General features: G+C 69.0%; 16 protein-coding genes. 10 read left to right on the top strand and 6 right to left on the bottom strand.

Annotated elements, in window-relative coordinates; all coding sequences use genetic code 11:
• Nucleotides 1-66: 66 nt before the first annotated feature.
• The 3 genes from gatB to gatC all read right to left on the bottom strand — a co-directional run bounded on the left by gatB (nt 67) and on the right by gatC (nt 3,469).
• Nucleotides 67-1,563: an Asp-tRNA(Asn)/Glu-tRNA(Gln) amidotransferase subunit GatB gene (gene gatB / locus CWS50_RS03595; RefSeq protein ID WP_127841695.1), complete on the bottom strand. Its 1,497-nt coding sequence runs from the start codon at nt 1,561-1,563 to the stop codon at nt 67-69.
• A gap of 70 nt (nt 1,564-1,633) precedes the next feature.
• Entirely contained in the window at nt 1,634-3,157 is a 1,524-nt protein-coding gene (gene gatA / locus CWS50_RS03590; RefSeq protein ID WP_127843213.1) for an Asp-tRNA(Asn)/Glu-tRNA(Gln) amidotransferase subunit GatA, read from the bottom strand.
• A gap of 9 nt (nt 3,158-3,166) precedes the next feature.
• Nucleotides 3,167-3,469 (bottom strand): Asp-tRNA(Asn)/Glu-tRNA(Gln) amidotransferase subunit GatC, encoded by a 303-nt coding sequence (gene gatC / locus CWS50_RS03585; protein ID WP_127841694.1) that lies wholly within the window; start codon nt 3,467-3,469, stop codon nt 3,167-3,169.
• Between the two features lie 317 nt (nt 3,470-3,786).
• Here gatC and CWS50_RS03580 point away from each other — a divergent pair, with 317 nt between their 5' ends.
• Entirely contained in the window at nt 3,787-5,733 is a 1,947-nt protein-coding gene (locus tag CWS50_RS03580) for a L,D-transpeptidase family protein (RefSeq protein WP_243118443.1), read from the top strand.
• Nucleotides 5,734-5,932: 199 nt separating this feature from the next.
• Here the strand turns inward: CWS50_RS03580 and ligA are convergent, their stop codons facing one another.
• Nucleotides 5,933-8,431 carry an NAD-dependent DNA ligase LigA gene (gene ligA, locus CWS50_RS03575; protein ID WP_127841693.1) on the bottom strand — a complete coding sequence of 833 codons (2,499 nt, stop codon included), beginning with the start codon at nt 8,429-8,431 and terminating at the stop codon, nt 5,933-5,935.
• Between the two features lie 146 nt (nt 8,432-8,577).
• Here ligA and CWS50_RS03570 point away from each other — a divergent pair, with 146 nt between their 5' ends.
• Nucleotides 8,578-12,081 (top strand): FtsK/SpoIIIE domain-containing protein, encoded by a 3,504-nt coding sequence (locus tag CWS50_RS03570; protein ID WP_127841692.1) that lies wholly within the window; start codon nt 8,578-8,580, stop codon nt 12,079-12,081.
• A gap of 351 nt (nt 12,082-12,432) precedes the next feature.
• A complete protein-coding gene (locus CWS50_RS03565; protein WP_127841691.1) occupies nt 12,433-12,681 on the top strand; it encodes a WhiB family transcriptional regulator in 249 nt (82 codons plus the stop codon).
• A gap of 88 nt (nt 12,682-12,769) precedes the next feature.
• Here CWS50_RS03565 and CWS50_RS03560 read toward each other — a convergent pair whose 3' ends face one another.
• The gene (locus tag CWS50_RS03560) at nt 12,770-14,233 is read right to left on the bottom strand and encodes a sensor histidine kinase (protein WP_127841690.1); all 1,464 of its coding nucleotides are present in this window, start codon (nt 14,231-14,233) and stop codon (nt 12,770-12,772) included.
• A 271-nt stretch (nt 14,234-14,504) separates the two neighbouring features.
• Between CWS50_RS03560 and CWS50_RS03555 the strand changes: the two genes are divergently transcribed.
• From CWS50_RS03555 to CWS50_RS03540, 4 genes are all read left to right on the top strand, one after another.
• Nucleotides 14,505-15,011, top strand: a complete 507-nt coding sequence (locus CWS50_RS03555) for a DUF2505 domain-containing protein (protein WP_127841689.1) — start codon at nt 14,505-14,507, stop codon at nt 15,009-15,011.
• 207 nt (nt 15,012-15,218) lie between these two features.
• Entirely contained in the window at nt 15,219-15,662 is a 444-nt protein-coding gene (locus tag CWS50_RS03550; RefSeq protein WP_127841688.1) for an OsmC family protein, read from the top strand.
• A complete protein-coding gene (locus tag CWS50_RS03545; RefSeq protein WP_127841687.1) occupies nt 15,652-16,512 on the top strand; it encodes a thymidylate synthase in 861 nt (286 codons plus the stop codon). Before CWS50_RS03550 ends, CWS50_RS03545 begins: the two co-directional genes overlap by 11 nt.
• Before the next feature lie 107 nt (nt 16,513-16,619).
• A complete protein-coding gene (locus CWS50_RS03540; protein WP_127843211.1) occupies nt 16,620-17,189 on the top strand; it encodes a dihydrofolate reductase in 570 nt (189 codons plus the stop codon).
• 61 nt (nt 17,190-17,250) lie between these two features.
• On the opposite strand, the gene CWS50_RS03535 is transcribed toward CWS50_RS03540, so the two are convergent.
• Nucleotides 17,251-18,294 carry a LacI family DNA-binding transcriptional regulator gene (locus tag CWS50_RS03535; RefSeq protein ID WP_243118442.1) on the bottom strand — a complete coding sequence of 348 codons (1,044 nt, stop codon included), beginning with the start codon at nt 18,292-18,294 and terminating at the stop codon, nt 17,251-17,253.
• 250 nt (nt 18,295-18,544) lie between these two features.
• Between CWS50_RS03535 and CWS50_RS03530 the strand changes: the two genes are divergently transcribed.
• The 3 genes from CWS50_RS03530 to CWS50_RS03520 are packed head-to-tail and all read left to right on the top strand — an operon-like array spanning nt 18,545 to nt 21,941.
• Complete coding sequence (locus tag CWS50_RS03530; protein WP_127841686.1) at nt 18,545-19,651, top strand: Gfo/Idh/MocA family oxidoreductase; 1,107 nt, start codon at nt 18,545-18,547, stop codon at nt 19,649-19,651.
• Nucleotides 19,648-20,523 (top strand): TIM barrel protein, encoded by an 876-nt coding sequence (locus CWS50_RS03525; RefSeq protein ID WP_127841685.1) that lies wholly within the window; start codon nt 19,648-19,650, stop codon nt 20,521-20,523. Before CWS50_RS03530 ends, CWS50_RS03525 begins: the two co-directional genes overlap by 4 nt.
• A complete protein-coding gene (locus CWS50_RS03520; protein ID WP_127841684.1) occupies nt 20,520-21,941 on the top strand; it encodes a sugar porter family MFS transporter in 1,422 nt (473 codons plus the stop codon). The genes CWS50_RS03525 and CWS50_RS03520 overlap by 4 nt, the downstream gene beginning before the upstream one ends.
• The last annotated feature ends 145 nt before the right edge of the window (nt 21,942-22,086 follow it).

The raw sequence follows: 22,086 nt of genomic DNA, 5'->3' as shown, positions 1-22,086 counted from the left end.
TGGTTCTCTGGGTCCCCCCTGGACGCCGGGCACCTAGGACAGGGAACCACCGGGTAGCCGACACCCTCAGCCCTGAGCGCGCTCCATGACCAGCTCACGAACTCGCCTTGCGTCCGCCTGCCCCTTGGTGGCCTTCATCACTGCGCCGACGATCGCACCCGCAGCCTGGACCTTTCCGCCCCGTATCTTCTCCACGACATCAGGGTGTGCCTCCAATGCAGCGTTCACGACCTCCAGCAGCGCAGAGTCGTCGGAGACGACCTTCAGCCCTCGGGTCGTCGCCACTGCCTCCGGGTCCCCTTCCCCGGCAAGGACTCCTTCCAGGACCTGCCGCGCCAGCTTGTCGGTCAGGCGCCCAGAGTCAACCAGCATCTGCAGCTGAGCGACCTGTCCCGGCGTCACCGGCAGCTCTTCCAAGGGGCTCTCCCTCTCCCTGGCGGCACGAGACAGCTCCCCCATCCACCACTTACGTGCGGCCTGCCCGCTTGTCCCGCTCCGCACCGTGGCCTCGATCAGGTCCACTGCCCCAGCATTGACCACATCACGCATCTCCGCCTCGCTGAGGGACCACTCCTCCCGGAGCCGACGCCGCCGCACCATCGGCATCTCCGGCAGACTGGCACGGATCTCCTCCACCCACTCGCGAGACGGCACCACCGGAACGAGATCCGGCTCAGGGAAGTAACGGTAGTCGTCCGCGTCAGACTTGACCCGTCCCGCCCGCGTCGTCCCGTCCGCCTGGCCGTGCCGGGTCTCCTGGACCACATGGCCTCCGGCCGCAAGAACAGCCGCCTGTCGCTGGATCTCATAGCGGACACACTGCTCGATCCCACGGAAGGTGTTGACGTTCTTGGTCTCCGTACGCACCCCCAGGGGGGCGTCAGGAGACTCTCGTAAGGAGACGTTGACGTCTGCCCTCACATTTCCCAGCTCCATCCGGGCCTTGGAAACACCTATCGCCCGGAAGACGTCGCGCAGCGTGCGCACGTAGGCGGCCGCGACCTCCGGCGCCCGCTCACCGGCACCCTCGATGGGGCGGGTGACGATCTCGACCAGCGGCACCCCTGCACGGTTGTAGTCCACCAGGGAGTATTGGGCACCCTCGATCCGGCCGTCCGCGCCACCGACATGGGTGTTCTTCCCCGCGTCCTCCTCCATGTGCGCCCGCTCGACAGGAACGGTAAAGGAGGTCCCGTCCGCCAGCTCGACCTCGACCGCCCCGTCGTAGGCAATCGGCTCATCCGACTGAGAGGTCTGGAAGTTCTTCGACAGGTCCGGGTAGAAGTAGTTCTTTCTCGCGAATCGGCAGGACCGGGCTATCTGGCATCCCAGGGCCAGCCCGATACGGATCGCGTACTCCACCCCCCGGCCGTTGACCTGGGGCAGCGCCCCGGGAAGCCCTACCGAGGTAGGAGTCACCATCGTGTTCGGCTGGGCACCGAAGACGTTGGGTGCGGCGTCAAACATCTTGGTCTCAGTACCGAGCTCGACATGCACCTCCAGCCCCAGCACCGGGTCGTAACGGCGCACGGCCTCGTCAAAGTCCATCAGCGGGTCGCTCATCAGTCCACCTCAATGCGTCGTGAGTATCGGTTTGTCCGTCGTGACAGCCCTACCGTCCCTGACTCCCCTGTCACTGCCCGGCCACCTCGGCCAGCCCAGGAGCACAGGACAGCAGCGGCTCGCCACGCCGCTCGTCGAGCGCAGCCTCCAGGACCGCCCCTGCGCGGTAGAGGCGGTTGTCGGCCCGCTGAGGTGCCAGGAGCTGGAAACCCACAGGCAGCCCGTCATCACTGAGCCCCGAGGGCAGGCTCATGGCGGGCACTCCGGCCAGGTTGGCAGGAATCGTCGTCACGTCCAGCTTGTACATCGCCAGCGGGTCGTCCTTCTCACCGAACTTGTAGGCGGTCACCGGCGCGGTGGGCGAGACCAGGACGTCGTAATCCTCCCAGGCAGAGGCAAAGTCCCGCTGAACGAGTGTGCGCACCTTCTGGGCGCTACCGTAGTAGGCCTCGTAGTAGCCGGCGGACAGCACGTGCGTCCCCAGGACCACCCGGCGCTTGACCTCGTCACCAAAACCCGCTCCCCGAGTCGCCGCCATCACCGTCTCAGCCGTCACCGGCCCCTCCGACGGCTCAACACGCAGCCCGTAACGCATCCCGTCATAACGGGCCAGGTTTGACGAGGCCTCCGCAGGCATGATCAGGTAGTAGGCGTCAAGCGCGTACTCCAGGTGCGGCAGGGAGACGGTAGAGACCTCAGCACCAGCGGCCCGGAGCAGCTCCAGGGCGGCGTGGAAGGAGTCCACGACCCCCGGGTGGTATCCTTCGCCCCCGTCCAGCTCGGCAACCACCCCCACCCGCAGGCCAGTCAGGTCACGGCGCTCCTGCGCCGCGCGAACAACCGCAGCCATGCCCCGAGGAGCGTCAGGCAGCGAGGTGGAGTCCAACGGGTCGTAGGCGCCGATGACGTCGTGCAGCAGGGCTGCGTCCAGGACGGTACGAGCCATCGGACCCGGCGTGTCCAGGGAGGAGGCCATGGCGATGACGCCGTAGCGTGACACGGTCCCGTAGGTGGGCTTGACGCCGACCGTGCCAGTCACTGCCGCAGGCTGGCGGATGGAGCCGCCCGTATCGGTCCCCACTGCCAGCGGTGCCTCGAAGGCAGCGACGGCAGCGGCCGAGCCCCCGGACGAGCCCCCCGGAATACGGCCGAGGTCCCAGGGATTGGCGGTCCGGCCGAAGGCCGAGTACTCGGTGGAGCCGCCCATGGCGAACTCGTCCAGGTTCGTCTTGCCCAGTACCGGCATCCGAGACTCTCGGACGCGCCGCACCAGGGTGGCGTCATAGGGAGGTACCCAGCCCTGGAGGATCGCCGAGGCTGCGGTCGTGACCTGACCACGGGTGCAGACAAGGTCCTTGACGGCCACAGGGACACCCGCCAACTCGGCAGCTTCCCCGCCCTCACGGCGAGCCGCGTCGGCGGCGTCAGCCTCCGCCAGCGCCCTGTCCGCGCTGACGTCGAGAAACGCGCCGAGAAGGTGGTCAACGGCGTCTATCCTGTCCAGGTGCGCCTGAGTCAGCTCCCGGGAGGACACCTCGCCAGAGGCCAGGGCAGCTGCCTGCGTGGCGGCGGAGGAGCGGAGCAGGGAGGTCATGTCACTCATTCAGGCCGTCTCCTCCCCCAGGATCCGTGGAACAAGAAACAGGGAGCCCTCAGCCGCCGGCGCTCCCGCAAGCAGCTCCTCGGCGTCCAGGACGGCCCCGGGAGCATCCTGCCGCAGGACGTTGGTCAGCGGGACAGGGTGGGAGGTAGCGGGCAGGTCAGCAGTCACCACGCTCGCGACACGGGCAAAGGAGGAGGCGACCGCGTCCAGCTCACCAGCCAGACGATCCACCTCCTCCTCAGTCAGAGCCACGCGCGCCAGTGCAGCGACACGAGCGACCTCATCCTTCGAGATAGCAGACATAGGCACGAGTCTAGCGGGGAGGCCGCAGCGGCACGGGACGCGCAGCACCCGGCAGAGGCTCGGCGGCAGGACAGGCGGGACCGGGCAGCAGGTGGCGGCACTCGGTCAGCAGCGCCGTCAGCCAGGCCATAGGTCATGTACCATCTCACAGCGCATCAAGGGCTCCAGCTGGTTGACATATCAGCCCGGGACGACTGTGATAGTGGAGGATCTTGCGTCAGCACGTTCTGTAGGGACGCACCGGCTACCTACCCGTAGGCACAGGCCGCAGCCACGCCCCGTGGGCAGCGCCTGCGCTCCGAAGACATAAGGATTCCATGAGCAACGACACGTTCTCCACCAGCTCCCGCAGCACCGAGGCAGGCACCTCGGCCAGTGGGCTGACGGTACTGAGCACGCCCTACGGCGAGTCCGTCGGCGTACGTCGTCGCTCTGTGCTGGGCACGGGGGCGCCTGGCGGACCCGAGCCTGCGCCCGGGGAGACAGCAGGGGCAGAGGAGGGGCCGGCCCTGCCCGCACGTATCCCGCCCCGAGACCATGACAGACCGGGCGGACACGCCCCCGAGGCGCTCCTCCTTCCGGTTACGGCTGCGGCCTCTGAGGCCGTCAGTATGTCGGCAGCGACGCCCTCGGAGGCCCCGGTAGGCACCTCACCAACCAACACGGCTGACACGGGCACCAGGCCCGCGGCGACTGCGGCGGGGGCAGGGGCCCCCACCTCCGCCGCCTCTGCGCAGGAGACGTCCGGGGCAGCCACGAGCGGGTACCAGGGGGGTGAGGACTCCGCCACCCAGTCAGTCTCCCGCACGTGGGAGGACTCCACCTACGACGCGGCTCCTCGCCGACGTCGGCTGCCCGTGTGGACAGCCGCAGCCTCCTTCTTGCTCCTGCTAGGAGTCGGCGTCGGCGCCTACGCCTATGCCTCCCACTACGAGGACCACGCCCTACCCGGCACCGTGGTAGCAGGTACCGATCTGTCAGGAAAGACTCGGGAGGAGGTCGTCTCAGCCATTGAGGACCTCACCAGCAAGGCGACGGTCACGGTCTCGGGCGACGCCGAGGCGACGGCCTCCCTGGAGGACCTGGGGGTCTCGGTGGACACCGAGGCCACCGCTGATGCGGTCATGGCACGTGGTGACACCCTGGTCGACCGGTTTCGGGCGCTTGTCGACGAGCAGGAGGTCGAGGTAGTCACCACCTCCGACGACCAGGCGCTTGCTGACTACGCGACCTCCCTGATCCCCGAGGACCAGGTCAAGGCGGTCAACGCCACTGTCCTGCTCGGAGAGGACGGGGCGACCTTTACGACCACCCCGTCGTCAGCGGGGACCTCGCTGGACACTACCGCCCTAGGCCAGGCAGCCAAGGAGGCGGCAGCCTCACTGAGCCCGGCCAGTGTCACCGTCTCCTTCGCCTCCTCCGCCCCCGAGGTCTCAGACTCTGAGGCCCAGGAGGTCGCTGACAGGGCCAACGAGTGGGTCGGCCAGGACATCACTGTCGCCAACGCTGACGGAACCTACGTGTACACCGCCAGTGCTGTCGAGAAGGCCTCGTGGATCACCGTCACCAACTCTGTGGACGCCGCCCCGACCATTGAGGTCGATCCCGCCCAGGTCACCAGCTGGGTGGAGGTCCAGGCTGCCGACGCGGGCTCTGAGCCCGTCAACGGAGAGAGGAACGTCAACTCCGACGGGGAGGTCGTCTCCACACCCGTCGAGGCCGTTGACGGCAAGGACGTGAACAACACGGCAGAGGTCTCTGACGAGATCGTCCAGGCCCTTGACGACAACCAGGCCTACTCCGGGACCTTTGAGATGACCGTCGTCGAGGCGACGTGGAGCGAGCGAACCATTGCCGACGGCGCAGAGAATCTCGTCTACCAGGCCGAGCCCGGCGAGAAGTGGATCGACGTGGACCTGGCCAGCCGCACCGTGACCTCCTACGAGGGAGCCACCGTGGTCCGCGGTCCTGTCACGATCGTCGACGGCGCGGAGGAGACCCCCACCGTGACCGGCACCTACCAGATCTACCTGCAGTACGACTCCCAGACGATGGAGGGAGACAACATCGACGGCAGCAGGTACCGCACCGAGGACGTCCCGTGGGTCTCCTACTTCCACGGCGGCTACGCCTTCCACGGGGCCCCCTGGCGCAGTGACTTCGGCTACTCGGCCTCCCACGGCTGCGTCAACATGCCCGTCGAGGAGGCCAAGTGGATCTACGACTGGGTCGACATCGGCACGACAGTCGTGTCCCACTACTGACGCAGGCTGGCCTGCCGGTCATCTCACGCCCTGCAGGCCAGCCCTGTCCCCATGTGCCCTTTATGCACACGGCGGGCCTCCTCCGGCACCGAGGAGGCCCGCCGTCACGTTGTCCCCGGACCGTGCCCGACCCGGCTACCATGCAGGCAGCCCACGCTGCCCCGCCCAGCAGCCCGGGGCAGGCTCATGACGCAGGCGCTCAGGGTACGGACAGACCCTCAGGGCCATCAGCCAGCAGTCGGGTGAACTCCTCCTCATCCAGGACGGGAACCCCGAGCTCGCGCGCCCGAGCCTCCTTCACCCCCGCCTTCTCCCCCGCCACGACATAACTGGTCCGCCGCGACACGCTTCCCGAGGCCTTTCCACCGCGAGCCACGATTGCCTCCTTCGCCTCGTCACGGGTCAGCCCGCTCAGGGACCCGGTGACGACAACGGTCAGGCCCTCCAGGACACGAGCCGGGACCTCACGGACCCCCTGCCCCGCGTCGTCTCGGGCTCGGACACCGGCAGCCTTCCACCGCTGGAGGATCTCGCGGTGCCACTCCACCTCACGCCACTCCACCCAGGAGGCTGCGATCGTCGGACCAACTCCCTCAACTTCGGCAAGCTGCTCCAGGCTGGCCTCACACAACGCGCCCAGTGAGCCGAAACGATCCGCCAGGGCGCGGGCAGCCGTTGGCCCGACATGACGGACCGACAGCGCCACGAGGACCCTCCACAGGGGCTGGCTCCGCGACGTCCACAGGTGGGAGAGCATTGAGGTAGCGTTCTTTCCCGGAACGGTCGGGCGTGTCACCTGCCCCTGGTCGCCATAGGACTGCTTGGTCCAGAAGAACCGGCTCAGGCGCCAGTCCCCGGTGGGCTGCCCCCGCCGGGAGACCTCGCGCCAGACAAACACGTCGCGAAGATCGTCCGTCGTCAGGTCGAACAGAGCGGCCTCACCCGTCAGCACCGGGTCCTGCGCCGCGATCCCGGCCTCTTCCAGCAGAGCCACCACGGCCTCTGTGCGCTCGGAGACGTGCATGGCCTCACGGTCATCGGCGTCGAGGCACAGCCTGCCCCTCTCTGTCTCCAGCGCTCCTCCTGCCGCCAGGGCCGCCATCGCCTCGGCTCGCCCCTGGTCGGGGCACGTCAGGGCGATCGCCGCCTCCTCTCCCAGTCCCTCCACGTCGAGCGCCCCTCGGGAGCCGATGTGCGTCACTCTCTCAGCCAGCTGGGCTGGGCAGGAGCGGGTGTTGGGGCACCGTAGGTCGACGTCGCCCTCCTTGGCCGGCGACAGTGGCGTCCCGCAGGAGGGACAGTCCGTGGGCATGACAAACTCGCGCTCCGAACCGTCCCGCGCCTCAACCACAGGTGCCACGATCTCCGGAATGACGTCCCCGGCCTTGCGCACGACGACCAGGTCCCCCACGCGCACTCCCTTCCGGAGAACCTCGGTGGAGTTGTGGAGGGTCGCCCGGGACACCGTGGAGCCCGCCACGAGGACAGGCTCCATGATCCCGAAGGGAGTCACACGGCCGGTACGGCCCACCTGGACGTCAATATCCAGCAGACGAGTACGTACCTCCTCCGGCGGGTACTTGTAGGCCGCAGCCCACCTGGGTACGCGCGAGGTCGTGCCCAGGCTGTCCTGGAGCGCACGATCGTCCACCTTGAAGACGATCCCGTCGATCTCGTGGACAAGGTCGTGCCGACGCTGCGCGTAGCGGTCGATGTAGGCCTCACGCTCCTGCCTGCCCCGGACCACGGCACTGTACCCGGACACCGGCAGGCCCCAGCCACGCAGGAGGTCGTACCACTCGTGCTGGGTGGTCGGCACCGGCGCTGCGGGTGCCGGAACAACCCCTCCCACTCCGTGGACGACCACCGCCAGCGGCCGGGACGCCGTGACTGCCGGGTCCTTCTGGCGCAGCGACCCCGCAGCGGCGTTGCGCGGGTTGGCAAAGACCTGGAGAAGGGGCAGCCCCTGGGCCTGCCGCCTCAGGTTGGCCGAGCGTCGCTCCTCGTTGAAGGACGCAAAGTCCTGCGTCGGGAAGTAGACCTCCCCCCGGACCTCCAGGAGTTCGGGGTGGCAGTCCCCCGCCAGCACCAGAGGCACCGAGGAGATGGTCCGCACATTGCCGGTTACGTCCTCGCCCGTCGTCCCGTCACCTCGCGTGGCCGCCCGGGTGAGGACGCCGTTGACGTAGGTCAGGGCGACAGCCAGGCCGTCAACCTTCACCTCAGCGGTCATCGCCAGGTCCTCGTCGTCGCTACCGACGTCGGTGCACACGCGCCGGGCCCACTCATGGACCTCCTCGACGGAGAACACGTCCTGGAGGGAGAACATGCGCTGGTGGTGCCGGGCCTGCGCGAAGGTCGTCGTCGGGCGCCCTCCTACAGTCTGCGTCGGGGAGCCGGGCACGACCAGCGCGGGGTACCCGCGCTCCAGGTCCTCCAGCTCGCGGTACAGGAGGTCGTACTCCGCGTCGGACATCGGGCTCTGCGTGTCAGTCGCGTCGTAGTAGGCGTCACGGGCCTGCTCCACGAGCCGGACGAGCTCGTTCCAGCGCTGGCGGGCGACAGCCGGGACTGCGGCCACTGGCCCAGGTGCAGACCCGGTCGGGGAACCAGTCGCAGCGTCTGCCGTCGGTCCGACCACGGCAGCCGACCCGGTCGTGCTTGAGGCGCTGCTGCTAACGGGGAAGGAGTCGTTCATGTCCATATCCTCCCCCATGTCTCCCCCTGTCATACCTTCCGCCGGGGCACCACAGGTAACAGAAGCGCCATCCTGGGCACTCCGGGTCCACAACGGTGCCTCCTCTCCCGCACGCACCTCCCCTGGCAGGAAGCATCCTGGGAGACGTGAGCCCCCGACAGACCACACTGCCTCAGACCACTGCGGCCACGGCCTCCCACGAGCACGGAGAACCGGGTCAGCGCCACCTGCCACCTGCTGGCCGTGCTGCCCGCAGCGCGCTGACCTCGCCCTGGCACCTGGCAGTACTGACAGGGCCGGACAGGGGCCTGGTCGTACCGGTGGAGGGCTACATGGTCCTCGGACGAGGCGAGGTGCTCTCAGATCCCTTGGTCTCCCGTCGCCACCTGTCCCTGCGTGTACGCCCGGGCGGGGTCGACGCCCACGATGTCGGCTCGGCCAATGGCTCCTGGCACCGACGTCCCAGAGGACCGTGGCGTCCGCTGCACGGGCACAGCCGTCTCAGGGAGGGGTCCCGGCTATACCTGGGCGGCTCAGTTCTTGAGCTCCGGCACCGCCCTACCAGCCTCCTGGTCCCGGCTCCACCACGTCCCCAGGCAGGCACCTCCCGCCGAGCGCTTGCCACAGCCCTGATCTGCCTCCTCCCGCTGGCGGCGCTAGCCCTGCTCCCCACCCACTCGGAGCAGGCACCTGGCACCTTCAGGCTGCTAGCGGCCGTCCCCGTCATGACCATGGTCGCCATACGGCTTGCCTCAGCGTCACAGGGCCGGGCCGCCCGGCAGCGCACCAGCAACCATCCTGCCCCTGCCCGCTGGGGCCGACCACGTGACAGACCTGGCTGGAGCCGCCAGCGTCCCGACCCTTCCACCATGTTGCTTGCCGTGGCGGCCCGCTCCTTCGACTCCCACCCTCCGAACGCTGACGCGTGCACGCAGCCGCCTGCCGACCACGAGGGGGAGCAGCGGGCCTGGACAGGTGAGGCCCGCAGGGGCCAGATCCTGTCCCTCGACAACGGCGACCGGCTAGCCCTGACCGGAGACCACGCCCAGGACACCCTACGGTGGTGGTGCACCCAGGTCCTGGCTCGTCAGCAGGCGCAGCTGCTCCTGACCGATACAGGCGCGCGGCTGCAGTGGGGACCCGCGAGCCGTCCGAGGGAGGCGATGATCATGGTCTGCCCGCACAGCTCCCTGCCACCGCAGGCGCTCAACGTCACGGCCGGGTCACCCACGGCTCCCACCTGCTCACGCACCTGGTGGGAGACCGTGTGTGCCCTGGGGACAGTTACCTGCCAGACAAGTGGTCCGGGAGGCTCAGGAGGCAGGGCCAGCGGGGTACCGGAGCAGGTCGTCCTCACCGAGCTGCTTGACGACCTCGACCCCGCTGGCGTCTCCGAGTCCTGGCAGCGCCAGGAGCGGCTGACAGCCACGGGGCAGGAGGCGCCCCGCCTGGAGGCGGTCCTCGGCATAGGTAGCGACGGTCCTGTCCGCGCTGACCTGGTCGCGCACGGCCCCCACGCCCTGCTTGCCGGAACGACCGGTTCAGGAAAGTCCGAGCTCCTGGTCTCCTGGCTGCTGCAGCTGGCGCTGGGCACCAGCCCCGCCCGGCTGACGCTGGTCCTCGTCGACTACAAGGGGGGTGCTGCCTTCGGTCTGCTGGCCAGCCTGCCGCACACAGCGGGTGTCCTCACCGACCTGGACCCCTCGGGTACTCAGCGAGCCCTGTCCTCCCTCCAGGCCGAGGTCCGGCGCCGGGAACGGCTCCTGTCCTCGCACGCGGCCAAGGACATCCTATCCCTGCCCTCACAGGTCAGGGTCCCCCATCTGGTCATCGCCATCGACGAGTTTGCCACGCTGGCGGCCAGTCATACCGACATCCTGGACACGCTGGTTCGCCTAGCCGCTCAGGGACGCAGCCTCGGCATCCACCTCATCCTGTCCACACAACGGCCTCAGGGAGCCGTGTCCCCGGCGATCCGCACCAACACAGCGCTGCGAGCGTGCCTGCGTGTCCTGGACGCGGCTGACTCCCGAGACGTCCTGGGCCACGAGGGCGCCGCCCGCCTGCCGCACCACCCTGGTCGGGTGCTCATCCACGGTACTGACGCACCCGACACCGGAGCCCTCCAGGCTCCGTGGTGCGGAACCGAGGAGCAGGTTGAGTCACTGGTAGGTCTTGTGACTGCGGCCGCGCAGGGTCACGAGGCCGCCTGGAGACCGTGGGCCGCGCCTCTTCCAGCGCGCGTGGACCGGGACCAGGCCCTCTCCCTCGCCTCGTCCCGGTCCTACCAGCGGGACACGAGCACACAGGCCCTCGAGCGGGCTCTGACTATCCTTCTGGGCCTCACCGACCTGCCGGAGGACCAGAGTCTCGGACTGTGGTACTGGGACAGCCAGCGCCCGCTCCTGGTCCTGGGCTCCCCCGGCTCGGGACGTACCACAACCGTGCTCAGCGCTGCCGCAGCCGCCCTGGAGGCCAGCTCGCCCGTCCACCTGTGCCTGTCCAGGTCACCACGTCTTCAACCCCCCAGGACCGCAGCCCTCCCCTCCGAAGCAGCGCGCCAGCCATGGCCTGCGGTGGAACCAGCAACTGACGGACTGGGCACTGTCGTCGGAGTCGAGGACCCTCGACGCCTGGCCCGGCTGTGGTCCCTGGCCACCTCCGGGTCGCTGGCTGGCAGCCTGCTGTGCCTGGACGACGTTGACGCCCTGGTGCCTGCTGTCGACGAGGCCCTCGGTCCGGGCGAGGGGCACAGCCTGCTGGAGACGCTGGTCCGAACCGCCCCAGGTACTGGCACCCGTCTGCTGCTGACTGCTCCCCTGGCAGCGGCCTCGTCGCGCTGGGGCTGCGCTATCGGACTGAGGCTGGTTCTCGGGGCGCACCGCAGGGACCAGGCTGCTCAGGCCTGTCTCCCCCGCACAGTGGTCACCGGTAGCGGCCCGGGCCGGGGTGTCATCCTGGACGGCTCCGACACCACTGCGTGCCAGGTGATTCTCCCCCCGAGCACGGTGTCACGGCGTCCCCGAGCCCGACCCCGCCAGCGCCGCCCCGACCGGGCTGGTCCTGCCGTGCTCCGGCTGGAGCCGCTTCCGCGACTCGTCCCTGCGGGCAGCGTGGCACCCGGGACCTGGGCGGTCGGAGGCGATGACGCCTCTCCCGTCCCCGTGCCGCGAGGTACCAGCGTGCTGGTCGTCGGCCCTCCCGGGTCCGGACGCACCGCGACGCTTGCCGCGCTTGAGCACGCCCTCACCGGTCCCGTCCACGTGTACGACGACCTCGACCTGGCCCCGCGCGAGACACTGTCCGGGGCAGAGGCCGTACTCGGCAGCGGAGGGACCGTCCTGGCCTCGGCAGCGACAGACCGAGCGGCCTCCACCTACCGCGGTGTGCTAGCGGCTCTGAGGGAGCGCGCCGCCGTCGTCGTGCTGTGGCCGGGAATCGGTCCGGGGCACCAGGTCGCCGGGGTGCCGCTGCGCCCAGCCACCGACCCTCGCGCCCTGTCCCTTCCCGGACGCGGGGTCCTCGTCCACCGCGGCACCGCCACACCACTCCAGGTGGTCGCCCCGCTCCCGGGCGAGAAGCCGAGCACGTCAGCCAGCAAGCAGCGGAGCAGGCCTGACGCGCCCGCCCTCCACATGGTGCAGACGTGACCGACCGTACCCGCTGGGGCAGGTCGTTGCACACAGCCCGGCGGAGCACGACCCCACGCAGTGCCCCGGTCTCCTGGCAGTGATCCGCACGCCCCAGGAGTCGCTCACAACCACAGCATCCGTGAGCGTACGAAACATCACCTGTGAGGATCACAACACTGTCTCGGCACAGGTCTCACCACTGGGCTCTTGCTCGTTGCCTGACCACGTGTGAAGGTAGTGGGCGGACGTGGAGACCGTCCCTCCGACCAGCGTCGTGGGTTATGTCTGGGCTATATCACGGACTAGCAGGGCCAGGAGCTGACGAGGAGACCATGGACCGTTGGCAAGAGACCTTGTAAGGGGGCACTCATGGACTGGCGAAGCCAGGCTGCATGTCTTACCGTCGACCCCGAGCTCTTCTTTCCTGTCGGCAACACAGGTCCAGCCATTGCTCAGATCGCACGAGCCAAGGAGGTGTGCGCCCGCTGCGAGGTCGTGGACACCTGTCTGAAGTGGGCGCTGGAAAACGGTCAGGACGCAGGTGTCTGGGGCGGGATGAGCGAGGACGAGCGCCGTTCCCTCAAGCGGAGGGCCGCGCGCGCGCGCCGCTCGTCCTGAGGCAGCCTCCCAAGAGGCTCCCGCCTCCCCCTTCGCTCATTCCCCCGGCCTGAGGCTCAAGGTAGGTCAGGGGGACTGGACGCGGGAGCTAGGACCCGCTGCTCAGCCTCGCCCTGATGACCACCGCCGTACCTCGGCCCTTCGCAGCGGGCAGCCACTCGATGGATCCGCGTAGTTCGCCCCGTACCAGGGTGGTGACGATGCGGGTCCCCAGTCCAGTCATAAGGGCACCAGGCTGCAGCCCGACCCCGTTGTCCGTCACGTGAACCTCCAGCGTGTCCCCGTCGCGCTCGGCGCGGACACAAACCTCCCCATCCCTGCCCTCAAGACCGTGCTCGACCGCGTTGGTCACCAGCTCGGCGAGCACGGTCGCCAGAGCCTGGGCCGCACTGGCTCCCACAGAGCCGAAGGACCCCTGGACGCGGGTCTCGACCCTGCTGGTAGGGCTAGCGACCGCAGCGGCCATCCGCAGAATCGAGGAGAGGATCTCGTCCAGCTCCAGGTGCTCGTCGGCGCTGTGGCTCAGGGCGTCATGAACAGTGGCGATAGTCGTCACGCGCCTCTCCGCCTCAGACAGGGCGTGGCGCGTCTCCTCGTTAGAGGCCCGTCTCGCCTGCATGCGCAGCAGCGCGGACACCGTCTGAAGGTTGTTCTTGACCCGGTGGTGCACCTCGCGGATTGTCGCGTCCTTGCTGAGAAGGGCCTGCTCGCGACGCCGCACCTCGGTGATGTCGCGGACCAGGAGGACGGCCCCGGCCCTCCTGCCCTGCAGGGTCAGCGGGATAGAGCGCAGTGACAGGAAGACACCACCAGCCTCTACCTCCGTGAGCCACGCCTGGCGTCCCATGAGTACTACCGCAAGCGTCTCGTCGACCTGCGTCCGCGCCGGGATGATGGACGTGACCGCCGCCGCCAGCAGCACTCCTCCCAGGTCTCCCTTGATACCGAGACGGTAGAAGCAGGAGCGTCCGTTGGGACTGGCGTAGAGCACCGTACCGTCCTCGCCCAGGTGGACCACACCATCAGCCACGCGTGGGGTACCGTGACGGATAGTCGTGCCGGCGCCGGTGAGCGGAAAAGTCCCCTCTGCCACCATCTGGCACAGGAGATCGGCCAGCTGCTCCATCTCCCGGTCCACGATACGACCGCCCCGGATCACCCCCACCGACGTCTCGCGGGTGACAACCGCGACGGGACTGCCCGCGCGAACTACAGGGACATACTCCTCCTGGACCGCAGCCGTCCCGGTCCAGTAGGGCTCGGTAGCAACCTGGACCTCCCCGGTGGTCAGGGCACGCTCTGCCATCACCTCACGAGAGGCAGGCATACGCCGACCGATCACGTCCTCAAGATGGACGGTGGCGCCCCCGGAGGGACGGGTGTGTCCCGCAGCGACAAAGGGACCAGTGCGCGTACGCACCCACAGCACCAGGTCACAGGTGGACAGGTCCGCAACGACCTGCCAGTCGGCAACTAGCTGGTGGATCCAGTCCAGGTCGGCGTCGGACAGGTCCGCGACGTCACGCAGGGCTGCGGGGAGAAAGGTCGGCACCCCCTCAGGATATCGGCATGCGTCCGCCTAGGCACTACCGCCCAGGCGGGCATGAGGACCCGGCTCCGACTCGCGTACTTCCACAGGCCTCCGTACGCCGTGCCGGTCCCACCAGCGCCCCGGCCCCGGCACCCGGGCCGGCAGGACAGCCTGGAGCCTCGCACCCCGCCGTCAACCACCCGGGCAGCCCCCTGAGGAAGTCACGAAAACTAGATGAAGATCTCCAGTGAAACATCGACACACTCAGCAGCTGGCATGGCAAGATCCTCGCATGAGGAAGACGATCACCATCACCTACCCCACCTCTCCCGCCCGAGCCGCCCAGATGCTTGCTGACCCCGGCTACCAGAACCTTCGTGTGGAACGACTCGATCTTGACGACGCCTCCGCCACGGTCACGCCGGACGACCAGGGCAGTGACCACGGCTTCGTCACCACGATCACCGGCACCGTGCCGCCCTCGCGGCTACCTGCTGCTGCGGCACGGTTTGTCCGTTCCGGGGTCAGCTTCGCAGTCTCCGAGACGTGGGGGGAGGCTGCACCAGACGGCACCCGGACGGGCAGTTATGACATTGACGTCAAGGGAGCACCGGTGAAGGTGGCGGCCACGGCCACCATGGCACCGGCCGGAGACGCCACCACCGTCACAGTTGACGTTGACGTCGAGGTCACGGTACCGCTGGTCGGCAAGAGCATTGAGGAGAGGGCCGCCTCCCGAGTGAGCCGAGTCGTGGAGGACGAGGAGAGGCGCGCCGCAGCCTGGCTCGCGCAGCACTGACACCCCCCTGACCCCACCGCCTGCCACCGTTTGCCACCGTGTCAGCGGCCCGGGCACCAGCGTGTGCCGGGCCGCTGACGGCTAGCCCGGAGGCAGATCCGGCAGGCGGCGAGGGCGTAGACGTTTCCTCCCACCCTCTGTTCTGCTGTGCGCGCACCACGCGCCGTGGCATAGAACCTGTCCAGCCGCACGTGGCACCATCACCGCATGAGCGAGCACAGTGCTACTACGCCCTCCCCCCCGTCTGCCGTCTGGGCTGAGCGGGTAGGGACCCGCCAGTACATTGGGCGCAACGCCAACGGGGCCGAGGTCAGGGTAGGAATGGGGTCAGGTGAGTTCTCCCCCGGGGAGCTGCTGAAGATAGCCCTGGCAACCTGCAACACGCTGTCGGCAGACCACCGCCTCGCCAAAGCCCTCGGAGACGACTTCGCCGCGACCGTCGGGTGCTCCTCGGTCAAGAACGAGGAGGAGGAGCGCTACGAGTCCCTCCAGGTAGAGATCGTCACCGACCTGTCCGCCCTGGACCCTGAGAAGCGTCAGCTCCTGGCCCACAGGGTGGAGGGTGCGATCGAGCGGTCCTGCACCGTCGGCCACACGATCGAGAGGGGAGCCACGGTCTCCCTGGACATCGTCGACCCGGATGAGGACTGAGCGTCACCCGGCGCTGGCTGCGCTGGGGCTCCACCCACCAGCACAGGCCGACGCCGCCTACGAGAACCTCCTGGCTGAGGTCCTCTCTCACGGCACCGCCAAGCGGGACCGGACAGGGACGGGTACCCGGTCCCTGTTCGCCCGCCAGCTGCGCTACCACCTGGCAGACGGGTTCCCTCGCCTCACGACAAAGTTTGTGGCCATGAAGGCCGTCAAGGGCGAGCTGCTCTGGTTCCTGCGGGGGCACAGCAACGTAGACTGGCTCCAGGAGCGGGGCATCCACATCTGGGACGAGTGGGCCGGTGACGACGGCGAGCTGGGTCCTGTCTACGGGGTCCAGTGGCGCTCCTGGCCCACCCGTGACGGCGGGGCCATTGACCAGATCAGCCAGCTGATCACCACCCTGCGCACCGACCCCGACTCCCGGCGTATGGTCGTCACCGCCTGGAACGTCTCCGAGCTCGACGCCATGGCCCTGCACCCCTGCCACGCCTTCTTCCAGTGCTATGTCACCGAGGGTCGGCTAAGCCTCCAAGTCTACCAGCGCAGCGCCGACCTGTTCCTGGGCGTCCCCTTCAACATCGCCTCCTACGCCCTGCTGACCCACATGCTGGCGCAGCAGGCAGACCTGGAGCCCGGGGAGCTGGTCTGGACCGGCGGGGACTGCCACATCTATGACAACCACGTAGACCAGGTGCGTGAGCAGCTGTCCCGGGTTCCCCAGGCCTTTCCCTTCCCCGTGCTGCGCCTGGAACGCGCCGCCTCCATCGACTCCTACACGATGGACGACATTGACGCCTCCCACGGATACCGCCACCACCCCGCTATCAAGGCCCCTGTCGCCGTGTGAGCGACAGCCAGGACGCCTGGGTACAGCAGGAGGAGGACAACCCCGTGGCAGGACTACCCCCTTACTCGTCACCCTCCGCCTCCCGGGCAGGGACCGGCAGCCTGGGCATGATCTGGGCGCAGGACATCACCGGCCTGCTGGGGGCAGGTGGGGGCATGCTGTGGCGGGTGCCGGCGGACTTCCGGCACTTCAGGGCTGCCACCCTGGGCTGCGGCGTCGTCATGGGGCGCAGGACGTGGGAGTCCCTGCCCGGCCCCCTGGCCGGGCGGCGTAACGTGGTGCTCACCAGCAGCCCCTCCTGGCAGGCTGAGGGCGCGCGGCCAGCCCCGAGCCTGCGCTCAGGCCTGGCCGCCGCGGCCGCCGGGGTGCTGGCCGCCCCCGACCCGCGCGAAGGGCGTGCCCGGGACCTGCCCCGCCTGTGGGTCATCGGCGGTGGCAGCGTCTACGAGCAGGCGATGGGCACCGGGCTGCCCGACGTCCTGGTGGTCAGCGTGCTGGACCTGGACGCACGCAGCCGTGCCCGGCAGCGAGGGCTGCCGGAGAGCTCCTTGGTGCGGGCACCAGGGATCAGCACCGAGGAGTGGAGGCTCGACCCGGCACGCTCCGACCCTCCGGGCACGTGGCGGGAACGCTCCGGCGACGCCCGATGGAGGGTCGAGACCTGGCGGCACCGCTGAGTGCCGCAGGCGCACCTGGCGGGACAGTCGCGGACCCAGCGGTCTGACACGGGCTGGCGCGTCAGCGGCCAGCCGCTTCAGGAGGCACGGGACCGGAGGAGTCACGCGGTACCAGGCGCGGCACCAGGACCTGCTCCCCCGGTAGGTACCGCCTGCCCGCCCGGGCCACGGCCCGCTCAAACGCAGTCCGCGCCATCAGACGAGTGTCCTGAGCCACAGTCGTGAGGGGGACAAGAGCGGTCACGGCCTGCCCGGAGTCGTCAAAACCGACGACACTCATCTCACCGGGCACATCCACACCAGCCTGGATGAGACGGTTGACCACACCCGTGGCACACCGGTCGTTGAACACGGTCAGGGCCGTCGGCCTCTCCTGTGCCTCCAGCACGTGAGCCGCGGCTCGCACCCCGTCAGCCTCCTCCGTCCCGCCACGGACCACCGAGGCCTGCCCCGCCAGCCCGTGAGCATCCATGGCTGACAGGTAGCCTGCGACCCGCTCGACCGAGCTCGGGGCACCGGCGCCGTCGATATGGGTGATACGACGATGACCGAGCTCGCGGAGATGCTCAACAGCCATCGCGATGCCCCCGCCGTCATCAATGCGGACGACGTCAACCCCCTCGACCCGCAGGGGGCGGGCGACCGCGACGACCGGGATCTCGGCGGCCAGGGACTCCAGGCGGGCAGGGCGCACAGTGGGTCCCACCATGACCAGCGCCTCACAGCGGTCGCGCAGCAGCGGCTCAGCGGCCTCGACGTCGTCCGTGCCCCTGACCACGCCGCCCAGGACGAGCTCGTAGCCGCTGTCCCCCACCGCCCGGTAGAGCCCCTCGACAAGATCGGCGTGGAAGGGGTGGTGAACACGGAAGGTGACACCAATAAGGCCGGAGCGAACCCTGCGCAGGCCCCGCGCCCGCTGGTCCGGGCGGTACCCCAGGCGGTCGGCCACGGCCTTGACCCGCGCCCGCGTGACCTCGGAGGCGCCAGGAGCCCCGCGCATGACGATCGAGGCCAGGGAGACGGAGCAGCTGGCCTCGCGGGCCACATCGACCAGGGTGACCTGCCCACGCGACCCGCTGCCGCGCCCCTTAGTAGGTGACGCCACGGCCGCTCCTCCCGACGTGCCGCCCTCCCCCGGGCGGAGCCGTCCGACAAGGCCGACTCGAACGACTAGAACAACTAGAACGTTGCAGCCCCAATCGGCAGAGCGTTCCCTGCGGCATCAAGGGCCACGGGGGCTCTCGTACAGACATTGACATCTCCTCTTGTCCTGACAATCTGTCACGTACTAGTGTGCCATGACACAGGTCCTCGGCAACGGTGCACCTGCGCACCACGAGACAAAGGAGTCGCCCATGACCTTACCCACCCCTGACCCAGTCAGCACCTCTCCCGCCAGCCCCGCTGTCGGCCCACCCGCCTCTGCACGAGTCAGAGCCGCCCTGGTGGGCGCCGGGCGCATCGGGTCCCACCACGCTCGGGCGCTAGCCCGGGAGGTCCCCGGGGCGGACCTGACGACCGTGGTCGACCCCAGGGTCGAGGCTGCCCAGGCCCTGGCCGAGGAGCTCGGCGCCCGGGCCGTGCCCACCATAGAGGAGGCCTTGGCTGACGACACCCTTGACGCGGTGCTCATCACCACTCCGGCGGCACTGCACACCTCCGCCATCACCACCGCCGCGAAGGCGGGCAGGCACGTCTTCACCGAGAAGCCGATCACCACGACGCTCGAGGACGCGCACACGGTGATCGATGCGTGCCGCGACGCCGACGTGCACCTCCAGGTCGGCTTCAACCGGCGCTTCGCCCCTGGGTTTGTCGCCGCTCGCAAGGCCGTGGAGGACGGGCGCGTCGGACGAGTACGCCTTATGCGGTCGGTGACCCGAGACCCAGGCCCCTTCACCGCAGACCCGTTGTCCACCCCGAGGGGGACGATCTTCCTGGAGACCCTCATCCACGACTTCGACACGCTCCTGTGGCTCAACCCCGGCGCCAAGGTGCTCTCCGTCCACGCCCACGCCGACGCCCTGGTCCGCCCCGACGCCAAGGCAGACGGCTTCCTGGACACCGCCGTGGTCACCATTGTCTTCGACAACGGGGCCACCGCCGTGGCCGAGGCCTGTTTCGAGGCCTCCTACGGCTACGACGTGCGCGGGGAGGTCCTGGGAGACGTCGGCATGGTCACCATGGGGTGCGGCCGCACCAGCGACATGACCTACTTCGGGGCACAGGGTGCCGCCTGGGACACCTCCCGGGCGGACACCGACCTGCTGCACACCGCCTACGTCGCCGAGCTTGACGCCTTCGTGCGCACGGTACGCGGGGAGGACGTCGCCGCCTCGGGCGCAGTCGTCGGGGGACTGCCCGGCCCCGAGGCCGGCCTGGCCTCCCTGCGCGTGGCCCACGCCGCCATCACGTCAGCCAGCCAGAACCGCACTGTCACGCTTGAGGAGACCTCCGCATGAATGCTTTCACTCTTGCCGCCTGCGCCGAGATGATCTACCTGGACCGTCCCTTCCTGGAACGCGTCGAGGCCATCGCCGCCCACGGGACCGACGTGGAGATCTGGGACTGGACCACCAAGGACCTGGACGCCTTGGCCGCCACTGGCGTGCCCGTCGTCTCCATGACCGGCTACGTCGAGGGCGACCTCACCACCGAGGAGGGAACTGCCCGCCTCCTGTCCACCGCCGAGGACTCCCTGCGGGCTGCCGAGCGGCTGTCCTGCCCCGTCCTCAACGTCCACGGCACCGGCCTGGGTGAGGGCGGCATCCCTGTGGTGGCCAACGAGCACCCCACGCCCGCCGACTGGCTGCGTGCCGCGGACACCCTGCGCCGCCTGGCTGAGCTGGGGCAGCGTGAGGGGCGCGTCTTCACCCTGGAGAACCTCAACCTGCCCGTGGACCACCCTGGCTGCCCCTTTGCCCTGGCCCACGACACCCGCACCCTGGTCCAGGCGGTGGACTCCCCGTGGCTGAGGATGAACCTGGACCTCTACCACGCCCAGATCGGTGAGGGGAACCTTATCGAGCTGTGCCGCCAGTCCCTGCCCTGGGTGGGAGAGATCCAGGTCGCTGACGTCCCTGGCCGCGCCCAGCCCGGAACCGGGGAGATCAGCTACCGGGCAGTCGCCCTGGCCCTGGCAGAGGCGGGCTACCGAGGCAACATCGGCATGGAGGCCTGGGCGAGGGGCGACGGCGAGGACGGCTCCACCCCCGTCTCCGACGCCGCCCTGGAGGAGTTCGTGCGCACCTTCACCGTCGAGGTCGCTGGCGAGGGCACTGCCGAGCCTCCTGCCAGGACCGCTGCTGAGACCACCGGTAGGGCAGCCTCATGAGTACCGCCCCCTCCGTGTCTGCTACCAGCCAGCGGCAGGTGGACCGCAGGCTGTTTGCCATCCGCTCCATCGCCACCCTGGGCGGGCTCCTGTTCGGCTACGACACCGGGGTCATCTCCGGCGCCCTGCCCTTCCTGAGGAACCCGGCCTCCGAGGGTGGCCTGGGCCTGGGCTCCTTCGAGGAGTCGGTGGTGACCACCTCCCTGACCGTGGGCGCCGCCGTGGGCGCCGCCGTGGGCGCACTCGTGGGCGGACGCCTGTCCGACCGCTTCGGACGCAGGCGCAACATCATGACGGTCGCTGTCATCTTCCTCGTCGGCGCCCTGGGCTGCGCACTGGCTCCCTCCTACCCTGCCCTCGTGGCCTTCCGTTTCATCCTGGGCCTGGCCGTGGGCGGTGCCTCCGCCACGGTCCCGGTCTACCTCTCCGAGATCTCCCCGGTGGAGATCCGTGGGACCATGGTCTCACGCAACGAGCTGATGATCGTCACCGGCCAGCTCCTGGCCTACACCTGCAACGCCATCATCGCCACCGCCTGGCCCGGCGCCAACGCGTGGCGCTGGATGCTGGTCATCGCCACCCTGCCCGCTATCGGGCTGTGGGTCGGTATCCACCTGCTGCCGGAGTCCCCCCGCTGGCTGGCCGACAAGGGCAGGGCACGGGAGATGTGGGACGTCCTCAACCAGGTACGCATGCCTGACGCCGTCAAGGGCGAGGGCGAGGACATCCTGCACCGCGTGGAGGAGGAGCGCGCCATGGGCAAGGGGTCCTGGGCGGACCTGCGGGTGCCGTGGATCCGCAGGATCACCTTCATTGGGATCGGGCTGGCCTTCCTGTCCCAGCTGACCGGGGTCAACGGCATCATGTATTACGCCCCCACGATCCTCATCTCCACCGGGCTGGGCACGCAGGCCTCGCTCGTGGCCACGATCGCCAACGGGGTGATCTCGGTGATCTCGGTCTACATCGGTATCGCCTTCTTCCTCAAGCGGCTGCCCAGGCGGCGCATGATCCTCACCGGGCAGACCGGCTGCGTGTCCTCGCTCCTCGCGCTGTGGCTGATCTTCCTGCTGCCGGAGTCCACCGCCCGCAGCTACCTGGTGCTGCTGTTCATGCTGACCTTCCTGTTCTTCATGCAGTGCTTCATCGGGGTGACCTTCTGGCTCATGCTCGCCGAGATCTTCCCCATGCGGGTGCGCGGCCTGGCCAACGGGGTGGCCGTGTTCTCCAACTGGGTGGGCAACATCATCGTGGCCTTCACCTTCCCCAACCTCATTGAACTGGTCCAGGGCAACGTGTTCCTTATCTTCGCCCTGGTCAACCTGGGGTCCCTGGCCTTCTACGCCCGGTTCCTGCCGGAGACCAAGGGACACAGCCTGGAGGAGCTCGAGCGCATCTTCAAGAAGCGCTATTCTTGAGCCCGCACTGTGGTCTCACAGGGCCGTGCCGCCCCTCCACCTGCCGACGGGGCGGCACGGCCCTGTGTGCCGGGCGGGCACCTGCGCCCTGAGTCTCCGCCCGCCCCGTGCCGCACCCCAGGTGGTGCCCAGGGCTCCGAGCCAC

The organism is Actinomyces wuliandei, from assembly GCF_004010955.1.
GTDB classification, from domain to species: Bacteria; Actinomycetota; Actinomycetes; order Actinomycetales; family Actinomycetaceae; genus Actinomyces; species Actinomyces wuliandei.
This window is presented reverse-complemented; position numbering and strand designations above follow the sequence as displayed.